At 71.6% G+C, this 15,299-nt stretch carries 14 protein-coding genes; 1 reads left to right on the forward strand and 13 read right to left on the reverse strand.

Features of this window, described 5'->3' with window-relative positions; genetic code table 11:
- Positions 1-23 precede the first annotated feature (23 nt).
- From O7620_RS22370 to O7620_RS22405, 8 genes are all read right to left on the reverse strand, one after another.
- Positions 24-488 (reverse strand): DUF4442 domain-containing protein, encoded by a 465-nt coding sequence (locus tag O7620_RS22370; protein ID WP_151487987.1) that lies wholly within the window; start codon positions 486-488, stop codon positions 24-26.
- Positions 489-634: 146 nt separating this feature from the next.
- Complete coding sequence (locus O7620_RS22375; protein ID WP_278124930.1) at positions 635-1,627, reverse strand: hypothetical protein; 993 nt, start codon at positions 1,625-1,627, stop codon at positions 635-637.
- Positions 1,628-1,721: 94 nt separating this feature from the next.
- Positions 1,722-3,020, reverse strand: a complete 1,299-nt coding sequence (locus O7620_RS22380; protein WP_151488022.1) for an ABC transporter ATP-binding protein — start codon at positions 3,018-3,020, stop codon at positions 1,722-1,724.
- Positions 3,021-3,152: 132 nt separating this feature from the next.
- Positions 3,153-5,363, reverse strand: a complete 2,211-nt coding sequence (locus O7620_RS22385; protein WP_278124931.1) for a bifunctional glycosyltransferase family 2 protein/CDP-glycerol:glycerophosphate glycerophosphotransferase — start codon at positions 5,361-5,363, stop codon at positions 3,153-3,155.
- A 15-nt stretch (positions 5,364-5,378) separates the two neighbouring features.
- On the reverse strand, positions 5,379-7,406 hold the full coding sequence (locus O7620_RS22390; RefSeq protein ID WP_278127106.1) for a DUF5941 domain-containing protein: 2,028 nt from the start codon (positions 7,404-7,406) through the stop codon (positions 5,379-5,381).
- An 11-nt stretch (positions 7,407-7,417) separates the two neighbouring features.
- On the reverse strand, positions 7,418-8,164 hold the full coding sequence (locus tag O7620_RS22395; RefSeq protein ID WP_278124932.1) for an ABC transporter ATP-binding protein: 747 nt from the start codon (positions 8,162-8,164) through the stop codon (positions 7,418-7,420).
- A complete protein-coding gene (locus tag O7620_RS22400) occupies positions 8,164-8,991 on the reverse strand; it encodes an ABC transporter permease (protein WP_278124934.1) in 828 nt (275 codons plus the stop codon). The genes O7620_RS22395 and O7620_RS22400 overlap by 1 nt, the downstream gene beginning before the upstream one ends.
- Positions 8,992-9,063: 72 nt before the next feature.
- Complete coding sequence (locus tag O7620_RS22405; RefSeq protein WP_278124936.1) at positions 9,064-10,434, reverse strand: L-serine ammonia-lyase; 1,371 nt, start codon at positions 10,432-10,434, stop codon at positions 9,064-9,066.
- Positions 10,435-10,919: 485 nt separating this feature from the next.
- On the opposite strand from O7620_RS22405, the gene O7620_RS22410 reads away from it, so the two are divergent.
- Complete coding sequence (locus O7620_RS22410; protein WP_007454856.1) at positions 10,920-11,129, forward strand: PspC domain-containing protein; 210 nt, start codon at positions 10,920-10,922, stop codon at positions 11,127-11,129.
- A gap of 66 nt (positions 11,130-11,195) precedes the next feature.
- On the opposite strand, the gene O7620_RS22415 is transcribed toward O7620_RS22410, so the two are convergent.
- The 5 genes from O7620_RS22415 to O7620_RS22435 form a co-directional block, all read right to left on the reverse strand.
- Positions 11,196-11,966 (reverse strand): DUF4230 domain-containing protein, encoded by a 771-nt coding sequence (locus O7620_RS22415; protein WP_151487980.1) that lies wholly within the window; start codon positions 11,964-11,966, stop codon positions 11,196-11,198.
- 99 nt (positions 11,967-12,065) lie between these two features.
- A complete protein-coding gene (locus O7620_RS22420; RefSeq protein ID WP_151487979.1) occupies positions 12,066-13,226 on the reverse strand; it encodes an acyl-CoA dehydrogenase family protein in 1,161 nt (386 codons plus the stop codon).
- A gap of 34 nt (positions 13,227-13,260) precedes the next feature.
- Entirely contained in the window at positions 13,261-13,566 is a 306-nt protein-coding gene (locus O7620_RS22425; RefSeq protein WP_278124939.1) for a type II toxin-antitoxin system VapB family antitoxin, read from the reverse strand.
- Between the two features lie 188 nt (positions 13,567-13,754).
- Positions 13,755-14,357: a nitroreductase family protein gene (locus O7620_RS22430; RefSeq protein ID WP_278124941.1), complete on the reverse strand. Its 603-nt coding sequence runs from the start codon at positions 14,355-14,357 to the stop codon at positions 13,755-13,757.
- A complete protein-coding gene (locus O7620_RS22435) occupies positions 14,357-15,286 on the reverse strand; it encodes an aldose 1-epimerase family protein (RefSeq protein WP_278124942.1) in 930 nt (309 codons plus the stop codon). Before O7620_RS22435 ends, O7620_RS22430 begins: the two co-directional genes overlap by 1 nt.
- Positions 15,287-15,299 lie beyond the last annotated feature (13 nt).

Here is a 15,299-nt window from a genome sequence, read left to right on the forward strand (position 1 = left end):
GTTTCCGCCGCCCTCGACGCGGCTCAGTTGGGCCGCAGCGTCCAGATCACGGTCATCTCCGAGGTGGGCCTGCCATCCTCGGTGGCGATCACCACCGGCACCGCGAACTCGGGACGCCGCCCGGCGTCCAGCTCGGCGATCACCTCGGCCGGCGGCCGGGAGAGCCGGGCCGTGGCCAGCACCGGCCCCAGGGCCAACTTGCGGTACGCGATCTCGGCGCGCACGGCGAGCGGGGTGACCCGGTCGAGGAGATGGCCGAAGGCGGCCAGGACGACCGCGCCGGTGGCCGTCTCACCGAGGGTGAACATCGCACCGGCGTGCGGACCGCCGACGTGGTTGTGGGTGGCCGGCGTGTCGGGCAACCGGACGACCGCCCGCACCCCGCCGTCGGCCTCCGGGGCGACCTCGACGAACTCGAAGCCGAGCGTACGAGCGAACGGCACGGCTTCGAGCATCCCGGCCGCCACCTGGCGTGAGTCGACTGACATGCCCCGACGCTACTCGCCGGTAACAACCTCGGCAAGCCCCGCTCCAGCCGCGTTGATCATGGAGTTGTGCTGCCTCACACAAGCGACAGAAGCCGCTATTTCCGGCACCACAACTCCATGATCGACCAGGCAGGGGTGGGGTGGGGTCAGAGGTTGGCGATCGTTCGCAGGATCTCTGCGTAGAAGTTGCCGTCGATGCTGCGGAAGAGGGCGAAATCCTGGCCCGGGTCGCCGAAGAACGGCCGCAGCGTCCACGCCAACTGGGTGCCGACGAAGCCGAAGAGCAGGATCCAGATGTAGAGCAGGGTCATGCTGGCCGGCCGCTGCGTCGGCTCGCCGCGCCGCACCGGCGGGCTGCCCCACGGGCGCTGCGCCGGCGGGTAGCCGGGCGGCAACGAGGCGCCCGCCGGCTGCCCGACCCACTGCGCGGGGACCTGCGTCGGCGCGACGGTGGCGGCGCCGTTCGAGGTCGACCCGGCCACTGCCGCGCCGGCCGGCACGGCGACCGGTTCGGCACTCTGGCCGGTGGCCGGCACCTCGGCCGGCACCGAGCCCGCCGGCACGGCAGCTGGCGCTACCTGCGCCGGTGCGGCGACCTGCGCCGGGGCCTGGGCGGTGGCCTGCGTGGCCTCCGGGGCGAGCAGGCCGTGGTCGTTGAGCACCTGCATCCCGCCGGTCAGGAAGCGCAGCCCGACCAGCGCCGACAGGGTCAGGATCGCCACGTTGAGCAGCTTGAAGAACCCGTAGTCGGGGGCGGTGATCAGGAAGAAGAGGCTGATCGGCGCGAACGCCACCGCGAGCATCGAGGTGACCGTGATGGCCACCATCACCAGAGCCAGCGACTGGCGTACCGAGAGCCGGGCACCGAAGACCAGGTTGAACAGGTAGAGCGTGGGAAGACAGATGGCCAGCGTGACCAGGAACAGCAGTGGCAGCTTGAGCGCGGAGGTCAGCGCCATCAACGGGCTGTGGAACGCGCCCAGCACCGCCCCGTAGCAGGCGAGCGCGATGGCGGAGCTGGCCAGCATCCGCCCGGTCAACGCGTTCAGGTCACCTTCGGCGACGATCTGCTGCCAGATGCCCTGGCGGTCACGCAGGATGCGCTCGATGACGAGCGGGCTGGGACGGTCACCCGACACGGGTGCACCCCTCTCGGTGGAGTCTCACAGTGGACTGGGTGCGCAGACGGTAGGACACCGGTCGATGCCGCCGCCACCCCGTCGCGGCGAGTCGTCAGCGCCAGCCGACGTCGATCCGCGCTCCGCGCTCGTCGAAGAAGTGCAGCGCGTCCATCCGCACCGAGACCGCGAGCTGGTGACCGGCGGTGACCGCCGGGTACGGCGCCAACCGCACCGCCAGCTCCGCGGGGCGCCGGTGGTGCCGGCCCGGGTCGGGCAGAACGCTCGTCCGGTTGCCGCCGGTCGGCGCCTCGACCGGCTCGACCGGCTTACCGGTGAGCCGCTGCATCACCGAGCCGAACCGGCGCAGGCCCCGCTGACCCACCGGCGGCGGGTCCAACGGAGCACCCATCTCGTCGACCATGATCGCCGTGGCCCCGATGTCGAGGAACGCGAGCGACTCGTGCCCGTGGTGCTCCAGGTAGCGGATCCGGCCGTGCAGCACGTCGCCGGCGCTGTCCGGGGAGACCGGGGTGAGCGCCTCGGCGCGCATGCCGACGACGATCCGCTCGCCGTGGTAGTGCGCCACCGCCCGGCTCCGGATGTCGTTCCAGGGCAGGTAGAGGGACTGCTCGCCGAGGTTGAGCGTGACGTACCGGTCGAGGTGGACGTAGACCGACGCCTCCAGCAGGTTCATCCGCGGGCTGCCCAGGAACGCGGCCACGTAGAGCGTCGCCGGCCGCCCGTACACCTGGGTTGGTGTGCCCACGTCCTGGAGCACGCCGCGGCGCATGATGGCGACCCGGTCGGCCATGGTGAGCGCCTCGGCCTGGTCGTGGGTGACGTAGACGGTGGTGACGCCGAGTTCCCGGGTGAGACCGGAGATCTCCGCGCGCAGCTCGGCGCGCAGGCCGCTGTCCAGGTTGGACAGCGGTTCGTCCATCAGGAACAGGCCGGGCCGGCGGACGATGGCCCGACCCATCGCGACCCGCTGCCGCTGCCCACCGGAGAGCTGCCCCGGCTTGCGGGCCAGCACGTCGCCGATGCCCAGCGCGCTGGCGACGTCGGTGACCCGCTCACCGCGTGGCACCGGTTCGACGCCGGACAGCCGCAGGGGGAACGCGATGTTGTCGCCGACGGTCATGTGCGGGTAGAGCGCGAAGTCCTGGAAGACCATCGCGATCTTCCGGTCCCGTGGCGGCAGGTCGTTGGCGAGTTCCCCGTCGAGCAGGACCGCACCCTGGGTCGGATCCTCCAGGCCGGCGATCATCCGCAGCACCGTGGACTTCCCACAGCCGGACGGGCCGAGCAGCACCATGAACTCGCCGTCGTTGACATCCAGGTTGATGCTGTCGACGGCCAGCGTGCCGTCCTTGAAGATCTTGCTTACATCCTTGAGCGCGACGGTGCTCACCGTCACCTCCCCCAGCTTGTCGGCCGAACCCCACAAGACTGTGGCCAGGATCATCGAATCAGCACATCGGGTAAACGTCTCATGTTCCCCCTGTGACGCTGCCATTACGCGACAGGACGCGGCACGCCGCGGTCAGCAGGGCAACCTCCACTCGGCCGGCTCACCCAGGAACACCCGGCGCACCACCCGCTCCGCCGCACGCCCATCGTCCAGAGTGCAGAATCGGCCCCGGAAGTGCGTACGGGCCTTGGCCGCCGCATCCGAGCGCACCGCGTCGGTACGGAACAGGTCGAGCAGATCGGCGAACGTGGTGACCACCGCGCCCGGCGGTTCCGCCGTCACGTCGAAGTAGACACCGCGGGCCAGCCGGTACGCCTCCCAGTCGGGGGTGTAGAGCACGATCGGCCGATCCAGCACCGCATAGTCGAACATCGCCGAGGAGTAGTCGGTGATCAGCACGTCGGCGACCAGGTAGAGATCCTCCACCCGCTGGTGGCCGCTGACGTCGCGAACCCGTTCGCGGTCCACCGGCCGGCCGGGACGGCGCTCCCGGTCGTGGAAGTAGTGGCTGCGCATCAGCAGGCGGCCCGACTCCCCCAGCGCCTCGACGAGCCGGTCCGGATCGAACGGCGGCCGGTAGCCGGGCAGGTGCTCGCGGTGCGTCGGGGCGTACAGCACCACCTGCTCGTCGGGGGCGAAGCCGAACTCGGCGCGCAGCCGGCGCACCTCGTCCGCCCCGGCGGTGACCAGCCGGTCGTTGCGCGGGTAGCCCACCTCCAGAGTGGTGTAGGTGGCCGGGTACGCCCGGTCCCACATCTGGGTGGAGAAGCTGTTCGAGCTGACGCTGTAGTCCCACCGGTCCACCCGGCGCAACAGCCCGGCGAAATCCATCCGGCCCGCACCGATCGGGTAGCGCTGCTGGTCGAGCCCCATCACCTTCACCGGCGTGCCGTGGTGGGTCTGCACGTGCACCTGCTCCGGCCGCTTGCGGACGAAGTCCGGGTAGTTCACGTTGTTGATCAGCCAGCGGGCGCGGGCCAACGCCCGGTAGTAGGCCGGGGTGCCGGCGACCACGTACTCCACCCCCGCCGGCACCTCGTCCACCCGGTCGCGGCGCACGATCCACACACCCCGGACGCCGGGGGCCAGCCGGCGGGCCACCTCGTAGATCGCCGCCGGATTGCAGGAGTACCCCCGAAACCAGTAGGCCGCGTACACCGCGAGCGTCGGGTCCACCGGCCGGCGCAGCTCCGCCCGGTAGTACTCGCGCAGCAGGCCGTCACGGGTCAGTCGGGCACCGCGCCGGGCCACCGGACCGACCCGCCGTCGCGCGGTGCGGGCCTGCCGGCGGGCCGTGTCACGGGCCCGGCTGGCGGCCCGCAACGCGCTGAACGTCCGCCACCGGCCGGTGGCGACGAGCCGGTGCTTGACCCCCTCCACCCCGTCCGGCACCGGGTAGCCGCCGGCCGGCAGCCAGCGCGCGTAGTCGGCGGTGATCTGCGCGAAGAACGCCGGCCGCAGCTCCGGCGCGATGCGCTGGCCGTTGCCGAGCACGGTCAGGTAGTGCCAGATCATCCGCTCGAAGACCGCCGGCCGCAGGGCGTCCGTCGCCGGCCCCCACTCATCCATCAGGTGGAACACCCGATGCCACTGCGGAAACACCTCGAAGTGCCGGTCGCCGCGGGTCCGGGTGATCGCGCCGGCGCGGCGCTGCCGGTAGTTGACACAGACCTGATCGAGTACGCCGATCCGACGCGCCGCCATCAGCACCGGGTAGCTGAAGGAGACGTCCTCGTACCAGCCCGGCGCGAAGCGCAACCCCAGCTCGACGAGGAACTGTCGGCGGACCAGCCGATTCCAGGCCGTGTGCAGCAGCCGCATCGCCTCGGGCCGCTCCCGCAGCCCGAAGGTGGCCGCGCCGGGCGACTCCGGGAACACCTCGGCCATCGCGCTGCGGGTGACGGTGTCGTTCCAGTGCGTCCGGACGTGATCGACCAGCAGAACGTCCGGGCTGGTGGCGCGCAGCCGCTCGGCGACCGCCGGCAGACACTCCGGCGCCAGCCAGTCGTCGCCGTCGAGGAACCAGACGTACTCGCCGACGGCCCGATCCAGCCCGGCGTTGCGGGCCGGACCGAGGCCGACGTTCTCCGGCAGCCGGACCGAGCGGACCCTCCGGTCACGGGCCGCGTACTCGTCGATGATCTCGCCGCTCGCGTCCGGCGAGCAGTCGTCGACGGCGATCACCTCAAGGTCGGTCATCGGCTGACCGAGGATGGAGTCCAGGCACTCACGCAGGTACCCCTGCACCCGGAAGGCCGGCACCACGAAGCTGATCAGGGTCATCCGGCCGTCCCTCCGTCAGCGCGGCACGGCACCTCCCGCGCCCACCGGCGCGGCCGACGCCCGCGCGCCACGGGCCGGCCGGACGAACCAGGCCAGGACGACGCTCGCCACGAAAACCACGAGAAGGTACGCACCGAGTGTAGCCATGCCGATACGCACGATGCCGGCAATCGCCACGAGGGTCAGCACGACCGAACGCCCGTCCCAACCCAGGGTGGCCGCGTGCAGCGGCGGTGCCGTCTGCCGCTTCTCCAGCCGGGCCGTCAGGTCGTAGTGGTGCACGGTGAGCACGAAGACGTACGCGAAGATCAGCCAACCCGGCGCGCCACCGACCACCCCGACCGCGATCGCGAACAGGTACTCGGCGGCCCGCAGTGCGGCCGGCACGAGCCAGTCCAGCGGACCGTTGTGCGCGGCCCCGGCACCCAGGCCGCCGGCCAGGAGCACCAGCAGCGCCACCGGCACCGCCCACCGCAGCCCGTCGGGCGTGTCGCCCCACAGCGCCGTGACCAGCAGCACCGCCGGGCCGAGCGCGGCGATCACCGCCAGGGTGAGCGGCCCCATCGGGCGGACCACCGGCAGCCGGCGGGCCACCGGGCCGTCGTCGCGGTGCAGGGTGGCGTCGACCGTGTCCAGCACCGGCACCCACATCCAGCGGGCCCGCAACGTCCGCAGCGCCCCGGTGTACGCGAACGCCAGCGCACCCCAGACCAGCACCGCGATCAGGCTGACCAGCGGGTTGAACAGCGCCACGGTGAGCGCGATCAACGCCCACCGCTCACCGATCGGGAAGACCACGGTCCGCTTCAGCCAGTACGACAGCGAGCCGGTGTCCGCCTGCACCCGGGTCGACGCGGCGTTCAGCCGGTCACCGATCCCGCCGCTGGCACCCGCCGCCGCCCGTGGCCGGCGGGCCGCCTCGTCGTGCAGCACCCCGTACCAGGTGTCGGTCATGTGCCGCACGGTCTGCAACGTCATCGCGGCGATGGCGAGGGCCCAGCCGTTGCCCAGGCCGGCGTGGCTCACCCCGAAGCCCAGACCGGCGTAGACCAGGTACTCCTTCGCCCGGTCGGCCATCGTGTCCAGCCAGCCACCCCAGGCGCTGAAGTGCCGGGTGTAGCGGGCCAGCTGGCCGTCCACGCAGTCGAGCACGAAGCCGAGGTAGAGCAGCACCGCGCCACCGACCAGCGCCAGCCGCCCACCGACCCCGAACAGCACCGCGGCGGCCAGCGCGAACAGCACCGAAATCACCGTCACCCCGGTCGGGGTGAGCCGAAGTCGGGCCGCCCACCGCACCACGTGCGGCGACCAGGTGCTGACGAAGTACGTGGTGAAGAAGTCGTCCTTCTCCTTCACCGCCAGCCGCAGCTCGGCCCGGTCCTCGTCGACCGAGGTCACCGCCGCCTCGGCGGCGACCAGCTCGGCGGCGTCCTCGACCCGGTGCGCCACGAGCAGGCGTACCCGCTGGGCGAAGATCAGGGTGCCGAGCGCCGCGAGGCCCGCGAAGAGCCGGTCCACGGCGGAGGAGGGATCGTCGTGGCCGGCGCCCCCGCCCGCCGGCAGCGGCGACACGTCGCCGGCCGGGCCGAGCGGTGCGGTGACGGGCCGCGCGCCGACGGCTGCGGCCCGGGCGGCGGCGGCGAGGTTCGGCAGGTCGTCCACGCCGACCCGCAGCGCGCCTCCGAACACGCCGGTGGCGTCGCCGTCGAGGTCGGTCAGCGGGCCGGCGTCGACCACCTGGCCGCGCTCCTCACGCACGGCCGTCCGGCCGGGCACCGGCGGGTCGGTCAGCACCAGCGCCACGGTCGGCCCCACCGGGCTGGTGGCGAGGTGCCGCAGGACGGCGGTGTGCGCCACCAGGTCGGTGCCGGTGACCAGCAGCGGACCGTCGGCGGCGTCGGCCAGCGCGGCCAGCTCGTCCAAAGTGGCGGCGAAGCGCACCTCGGCCGCCCCGGCCCGGCGTAGCTGGTCGGCGAGCCGGTCGGCCAACAGCTCACCGGTCGCGGTGCTGAGGCCCGCCGCGGGCGTCCCGGCGGCGAGCACGATCGCGAGCGTCACCGCGGAACCGCGGCGTGGTACGCGTCGAGCGCCTCGGCGATGGTGCCGTCGAGCGTCAACCGGCCCGCGTCGAGGTACAACCCCCGACGGCAGAACCGGGTCAGGTCCTTTTCGTTGTGTGACACCAGCACCAGCGTGCGCCCCTCCCCGAGCAGACGATCAATCGTCGCGTAACACTTCTTGCGGAACTCCGCGTCGCCGACCGCGGTCACCTCGTCCATCAGCAGGATCGGGTGCGGCAGGTGCGAGATGATCGCGAAGCCGAGCCGCACCTTCATCCCCGACGAGTAGTGCCGCACCGACGTGTCGATGGCCCGTTCCACCTGCTCACCGGCGAACTCGACGATCTCGTCGAAGTGCCGTTTCAGGTAGCTCGTCGACAGCCCGTGCAGCCCACCGACCAGGTGCAGGTTCTCCCGCCCGGTCAGGTCGTTGGAGAAGCCGGCGGACAACTCCAGCAGCGGCGCCACCGCGCCGTGCACACGGATGGCGCCCTCGTCCGGGATGAGCACCCCGGCGATCAGCCGCAGCAGGGTGCTCTTGCCGGTGCCGTTACGGCCGATCACCCCGACGGTCTCGCCCGGCTCGACGGTGAACGACACGTCGCGCAGCGGCCAGAACTGGCCGGGCAGGGCACCACGACCGCCCCGGTGGATGAACAGCTCCCGCAGCCGCAGCTGACGGCGACGGTTGCGGACGAACCGGATGCCCAGCCCGTCGGCCTCGATGATCGGCGTGGCCATCAGAGTTCCTTGAGCACGGCTGGCTCCAACCGGCGGAACGACCACCAGCCGGCGGCGAGCACCAGCAGGCTGCCGACGACCGTCGTGGCGAGCAGCCGGGCGTCCGGGAACTCGTCCGGGTACCAGATCGCGTGGTGCAGCTGGAAGATCCCGACCAGCGGGTTCAGCTCGTAGACCACCTTCAGCCAGCCGGGCAGGCCAGACTCCCGGACCAGGCTGAGCGGATAGATGATCGGCGTGGCGTAGAAGAGCACCCGGATGATCAGCCGCATGAACCGCTCCACGTCACGCATCAACACGTTCCACGCGGACAGCAGCAGCGCCAGCCCGACCAGCAGCACCGCCTGGACGGCCACCGCCAGCGGCAGGGCGAGCAGCGACCAGCCGGGATGGATCCGACCGTGCGCCGCGTAGATCACCGCGATGGCGATCAGGATCGGCAGGCCGGCCGCGTACTCGGCGAACCGGCCGGTGACCCGGCCGATCGGGAAGACCTGACGCGGCACGTTCATCGTGGTGATCAGCCGGGACTGGCCGGTCAGCGCGTTGGTCGCCTCACTCAGCGCCGAACTGGTCCACATCCAGGCGAAGATGCCGGTGATCAGGAACAGCGGGTACGACCCGGCCGCCTCGCCGAGGTGCCGCCCGGTGTCGGTGGAGTAGAGCACGCCGAAGACGAACCAGTAGATGGCGCCCATGCCGAGCGGCTCGATCAGCGACCAGAAGTAGCCCAGCACCGACTGCTGGTACTTGACCGCCAGGTCCCGCCTGACCAGGATGCGCAGCGAGTTGCGGTGCGACCACAACGCCGCGACGCCAGAGGTCACCGCGAGCCTCCCGCCTCCCGAAACGGACGACAGGTTAGCAGTCGGTGAACGAATGCCCCGAATCGGCCGGACTCAGCACTCGATCACGTTGACGGCCAGACCGCCCCGCGCCGTCTCCTTGTACTTGACCTTCATGTCGGCGCCCGTCTCCCGCATGGTCTTGATGACCTTGTCCAACGACACCGCGTGCACACCGTCGCCGCGCAACGCCAGCCGGGCGGCCGTGATCGCCTTGATGCTAGCCACCGCGTTCCGCTCGATGCAGGGGATCTGCACCAGGCCACCCACCGGGTCACAGGTCAGGCCGAGGTTGTGCTCCATCCCGATCTCGGCCGCGTTCTCCACCTGCTCCGGGGTGCCGCCGAGCGCCTCGGCCAGCCCCGCCGCCGCCATCGAGCACGCCGAGCCGACCTCACCCTGACAGCCGACCTCCGCGCCGGAGATCGACGCGTTCTCCTTGAACAGCACACCGATCGCCCCGGCCGCCAGCAGGAACCGCACCACGCCGTCATCATCGGCTTTCTCGATGAAGCGGCTGTAGTAGTGCAGCACCGCCGGGATGATCCCCGCCGCGCCGTTGGTCGGCGCGGTGACCACCCGCCCGCCGGCCGCGTTCTCCTCGTTCACCGCGAGCGCGAACAGCGTCACCCAGTCCATCGCGTGCAGCGGATCGGCCGTCCCGGCGTCCGCCTCCAGGCCGCGCCGCAGCTCCGCCGCGCGCCGCCGGACCTTCAACCCACCAGGGAGTACGCCGTCCCGCTCGCAGCCACGCTGCACGCACTCCCGCATCACCCGCCAGATCTCCAGCAGGCCCGCCCGGATCTCCGCCTCGCTGCGCCAGGAACGCTCGTTGGCCAGCATCACCTCGCTGATCGACAGCCCGGTGGCGGAGGTCTGCTCCAACAGCTGCGCACCGGTCAGGAACGGGTACCGCACCCGGGTGCTGTCCGGCTTGATCCGGTCCGCGCCCGCCGCCTCCTCGTCCACCACGAAGCCGCCGCCCACCGAGTAGTAGGTGCGGCTGCGCAGCTCGGCGCCACTGTCGTCGTACGCCACGAAGGTCATCCCGTTCGGGTGGTACGGCAGCGACCGCCGGCGGTGCAGCGTCAGATCCCGGTCCGGGTCGAAGTCGATCTCGTGCGCGTCCAGCAGACTGATCCGCCGCTCGGCGCGAATACGCTCGACCCGAGGGCCGACCGTGTCGGTGTCGACCGTCTCCGGCGCCTCGCCCGCCAACCCCAGCAACACGGCCGGCCCGCTGCCGTGGCCGTGCCCGGTGGCACCCAGCGAGCCGAACAGCTCAGCCTGCACTCGCGCGGTGCCGGTGAGCAGCCCGTCGGCCTTGAGCCCCGCCACGAACGTACGGGCGGCCCGCATCGGCCCCACCGTGTGCGAGCTGGACGGCCCGATGCCGACGCTGAAGAGGTCGAAAACACTGATCATGGCTGCGCTGCGCTTCCTTGCCGTCGTCCCGCCGTTGGGATCCGGCCCGGTCGTGGCCACCGATCAGGCGGCCCCGCTGATGGCCGCCCGGTCGGGCGGCCGCTCGGCCACCCGGGGTGAGGGTGCCCGACCAGCGAGCCTACCCGCCCAGCTCACCCCGCCCACCCGGCAGCTCACCGCCCCACGCGCCCGCCACCACCCCGCCACCACAAGATCACACTCGATCCACGTTCCAGTTGCCTCCACCCACCTCCGAGGCCACTACATCCAGGATCGAGCACGATCTCCACGGCGGCGGGCGGCGGCGGGCGGCGGGCGGCGGGCGGCGGGCGGGCGTTCCGGGAGGCGTCAGCGAGGGGCAGCCCGGGTAAAGCACCTACGGGTCCACGGACCGCCGATCCTCCTCGGGACCGAGGGCGCAGTGGCTGCCCCTTTCTACCGTGGATTGCAGACGCGGCGCACCGCCGCAGAGTGGGAGTACGACGATGAGTCGCAAACTGGTCCGGCCCCGCCAGGGGCGCATGCTCGCCGGTGTCTGCGCCGGCCTCGGTCAGCGGTTCGGCATGTCCGCCGGGATGGTCCGGCTGCTGTTCCTGCTGTCGCTGCTGCTGCCCGGCACCCAGGTGATCGTCTACCTGATCCTCTGGATCCTGATGCCGAACGAGGACCGCTACCTCGCCTCCACCGGACACTGACCCACCACGCAAGCGCAACGCCCGCTCCAACGGTGGACGTCGGGGCGGGCGTTTCCGCGTACTCGGTCAGGGGGCCGTGTAGGTGACCGTGATCTGCTGGTAGCCGAGGGAGCGCAGCAGCCCCTCCAGCATCTTGCGGGTGTTCTCCTCGGCGCGGGCGGAGAGCCCGCTGTCCCGCGCGGCGGCGGTGATCCGTTCCTCGGCGAGCTGGTAGACCTGCTGCTGCCGGTTGGGGTCGTTGCCGACCAGGTCACCGAGCCGGTTGAGCAGGCCGCGCTGCTCGGCGAAGACGTAGCTCTTCTCCAGGTCGAGGTTGGTCTCGCCAAGCTGTGGCGCGGGCAGTTTGATCTCGACCGACTTGCCGTCCGCGGACTGGACGACGGCACCCTCACCGATCTTGGTGAAGTCGACGTACGCCTCGACGCTGCCGGCCCCGACGAACAGGGTGCGCTCGTTGAGCAGGAAGTCCGGAACGTTGCGCCGGTCGTTCTGCGTGTCGACCACGACCTGGAAGTTGCCCTCGGCGGCCACGTAGCGGCTGAGGTCCTGGATCGACTTCAGCAGCGGTGGCTGACTGCGGTCGGTCTGCTCCTTGGCGAACGGGTTGCGGAAGTCCGGTAGGAAGCCGGTCGCCTGAATGCCGAGCAGCACGACCACGGCCAGCGCGGCGGCGCCGAGCAGCACCAGCAGGCCGCGGGCCGCCCCACCGCCTCCGGAGCCGCCCGGTGTGTCGGTGGTTGGGTCGGGTGTCGCGGTTGACCGCTCCTTGAGATCGTCGCCGGTCGGGTAACCGGGGAACTCCTTCGTGGGCTCGTTGATGCCAGCGTCGCGGGCCATCACGCTCACCGTCCTCGTCAGACACGTCGTCTGTCAATGACGGTACGGCCCCCGTACGACAGCCGCGCGTCGAGCGGCCGGAAAGCACAAAACGGCAGGTCAGGCGAAGGCGGAGAGCCCGGTGAGTCGCTGCCCGACGACCAGCTGGTGGATTTCCGAGGTGCCCTCGTAGGTCAGCACGCTCTCCAGGTTGTTCGCGTGCCGCATCACCGGGTACTCACCGGAGACGCCGTTGGCGCCGAGGATGGTGCGGCACTGCCGGGCGATGGCCAGGGCCTCCCGCACGTTGTTCAGCTTGCCCACGCTGACCTGCTCGGGCCGGAGTCGGCCGGCGTCGGCGAGCCGGCCCAGGTGCAGCGCGAGCAGTTGCCCCTTGACCAGCTCGACGGCCATGTCGGCGAGCTTGGCCTGGGTGAGTTGGAACCCGGCGAGCGGGCGACCGAACTGGGTGCGGGTCGTGGCGTACGCCAGGGTGGTTTCCAGGCAGTCGCGGGCGGCGCCGACGGAGCCCCAGACGATGCCGTACCGGGCCTCGGTCAGGCAGCTCAGCGGGGCCTTGAGCCCGACGGCCTCGGGCAGTTGGGCGTCCGCCGGGAGCCGGACGTCGTCGAGCACGATCTCGCCGGTCACGGACGCGCGCAGCGACATCTTGCGGCGGATCTCGCGGGCCGTGACGCCGGGCGTCTGGATGGGTACGACGAAACCCCGCACGCCCTCGTCGGTGCGCGCCCAGATCACCGCGACATCGGCGATCGGCGCGTTGGTGATCCACATCTTGCCGCCGTTGAGCAGCCAGTCGTCGCCGTCGCGGCGTGCGCGGGTGGCCATCGAGGCGGGGTCGGAGCCGTGGTCCGGCTCGGTCAAGCCGAAGCAGCCGATCGCCTCGCCGGTCGCCATCGACGGCAGCCAGCGCTGCTTCTGCTCCTCGCTGCCGTAGCGCCAGATGGCGTACATGGCCAGCGAGCCCTGCACGGAGACCAGCGAGCGGACGCCGGAGTCGCCGGCCTCCAGCTCCTGGCAGGCGAGCCCGTACGCGACGGCGGAGGCGCCGGCGCAGCCGTAGCCGGTGAGGTGCATGCCGAGCAGGCCGAGTTTGCCGAACTCGCGGGCCAGTTCGCGGGCCGGCACCTGGCCCTGCTCGTACCAGTCGGCGACGTGTGGGCGCACCCGGTCGTCGACGAGTTGGCGGACGACGTCGCGGATCTGCCGCTCTTCCTCGCTGAGCGACGGATCCAGGTCGAGCAGATCCAGGGCAGTCATCCCGTCACCTTAACGAAGCTTCAGGTAGCGCCGCTCACTCGATCGGCTCGGAGAGCACCAGCACCCGGGCGTGGATCTGGTTGCGCTGCTGCAGGGCCGCGCGCAATGCCCGGTGCAGCCCGTCCTCCAGGTAGAGCCCGCCGCTCCACTGCACGACGTGCGGGAAGAGGTCGCCGTAGAACGTGGAGTCCTCGGCGAGGAGCTTGTCGAGCGCCAACTCGCGCTTGGTGGTGATCAACTGGTCCAGACGCAGCGGGCGCGGAGGGATCTCCGCCCACTGCTTGAGCGTCAGATTGTGCTCCGGATAGGGACGCCCGTCCCGGACCGCTCTGAAGATCACGACGGCACGCTCCCCTCCCCGTGGCCGGGCCGACCGACGGCGCCGAGCCGGGCCGCGGCGGGCACCGCGCGGCGCGGCACCGATGACCGTGCCAGCCTAGCCGGCCGGTACACGTTGCGTTCTGCTCCCTGATGCCAGTTTCGCTACCGGTCGTCCGATCCTCAACTCCAACGAACGGGACGACCCGCTCAGCTCCACCGCCCGCGCCGTACAACCTCGTCCATTCCGCGACGCCCGCGGCGCAGAGACGGTGACCTATGGTCGGGTGCGCGGTAACCGATTGTGACGGCACCGATGGGTTGGTACTCCGCCGGAAGGCCGAACGCGTCCCGGTAGGCCGCCAGCCGCTGCGCCGGGATGCCGAAGAAGCACGCTCCCAGGCCCTCGTCCACCGCGGTGAGCAACATCAGCAGCGCGGCGAAGCCGGTGTCGACATGCCAGTACGGCACCGGCCAGCGGTCGGTGGACCGGTCGGTCCAGCCCTTGTCCGGTTCCGCGTACCGCTGGAGGTAGGCCGACTCGTTGGCGTGCGGCACCACGATCAGCGGCGCCCGCCGCATCCCGGCCAGCCACCGCTCCCGGCCGCCTCCGTCCGGCGTGGTCGCGGCCCAGAACCGTTCCCGGTCGGCCGCCTCCTCCAGCACCAGGAAGCCCCAGCCCTGCGCGAACCCGGCCGACGGCGCGCGTACGGCATGGTCGAGGAGCCGGTCCACCACGTCGGGCGGGACGGGACGGTCCGGGTCGTAGTTGCGCACCATCCGCCGTCGGCGGACGACCTCGGCGAACTCCATCAGGCTCCGGGGCGGATGCCCCAGGCGCCCCGCCAGGTCGTGCCGGGCTTGAGCGTGAGCAGATCCTTGCCCGACCGGAACGCGTCCGGCGGGCAGGTCATCGGCTCGATCGCCACCGAGCGCCGGTGCCGCTCGCCGGTGAGGGCGTCACCGGTGAAGACCTGCCACCAGCCGAACTCGGCGTCCGCCCAGATGCGCACGCCGGCCGATCCGTCCGGCGCGGCCAGGCTCACCGAGGAACCGCCGTCGGCGTCGCGGATCACGTCGCCGAAGCAGAGGTCGAGCGTGGCGGCACCGATCCGGCGCGGGCTGGTCCAGTCGTACTCGGTGCCGGCGACCGGGGTCGCCCCCACCGGCAGCAGCCGACCGTCCACCAGCACACGGGTACGGGTGGGCAGTCGCATCACCAGGTCGTCCACGGCGACGCCCGGCAGCTGCAGGTACGGGTGCACGGAGAACCCGAACGGCGCCAGTTCGCCGCCGATGTTGGTCACCTCGTGCTCGGCGCGCAACCCGTCCGCGTCGACGCTCCACCGGCTGCGCAGCCGCAGCGGCCACTCGTAGCCGGGCTGCGGCGGCAGGTCGTAGCCGAGGGTCACCGCGTCCGCCGACTGCTCCAGCAGCTGCCACGGCACCCAGTTGACCAGCCCGTGGATGGCGACGTGCCGTTCCGGCTCGGTCAGCGGGAGCTGGTGCGTCCGCCCGCCGAACGGGTAGCGGCCGTCGCGGATCCGGTTCGGCCAGGGTGCCAGCACCTGCCCGGCACAGCCGGGGCAGACCTCGTCGGCCCGGTACCCGTCGAGCAGGTCGACGCCGTCGTGCCGGTACGTCCGCAGCCCGCCGCCCACCTCCACGATGACGGCCTCGTGGCCGGCGGCGGAGATGGTCCATTGGGCGCCGGAGAACGGGCGCTGGTCGGGGCTTTCCATGCCGGCGACCCTA

The sequence above is a fragment of the Micromonospora sp. WMMD710 genome, from assembly GCF_029626045.1.
Taxonomy (GTDB): domain Bacteria; phylum Actinomycetota; class Actinomycetes; order Mycobacteriales; family Micromonosporaceae; genus Micromonospora.

Bases quoted from the DNA above. Each gene is read 5' to 3' on its own strand.
- O7620_RS22435 (WP_278124942.1), bottom strand. From the start codon at position 15,286: ATGGAAAGCCCCGACCAGCGCCCGTTCTCCGGCGCCCAATGGACCATC.
- O7620_RS22385 (WP_278124931.1), bottom strand. From the start codon at position 5,363: ATGACCCTGATCAGCTTCGTGGTGCCGGCCTTCCGGGTGCAGGGGTAC.
- O7620_RS22420 (WP_151487979.1), bottom strand. From the start codon at position 13,226: ATGACTGCCCTGGATCTGCTCGACCTGGATCCGTCGCTCAGCGAGGAA.
- O7620_RS22395 (WP_278124932.1), bottom strand. From the start codon at position 8,164: ATGGCCACGCCGATCATCGAGGCCGACGGGCTGGGCATCCGGTTCGTC.
- O7620_RS22405 (WP_278124936.1), bottom strand. From the start codon at position 10,434: ATGATCAGTGTTTTCGACCTCTTCAGCGTCGGCATCGGGCCGTCCAGC.
- O7620_RS22430 (WP_278124941.1), bottom strand. From the start codon at position 14,357: ATGGAGTTCGCCGAGGTCGTCCGCCGACGGCGGATGGTGCGCAACTAC.
- O7620_RS22370 (WP_151487987.1), bottom strand. From the start codon at position 488: ATGTCAGTCGACTCACGCCAGGTGGCGGCCGGGATGCTCGAAGCCGTG.
- O7620_RS22410 (WP_007454856.1), top strand. From the start codon at position 10,920: ATGAGTCGCAAACTGGTCCGGCCCCGCCAGGGGCGCATGCTCGCCGGT.
- O7620_RS22415 (WP_151487980.1), bottom strand. From the start codon at position 11,966: ATGGCCCGCGACGCTGGCATCAACGAGCCCACGAAGGAGTTCCCCGGT.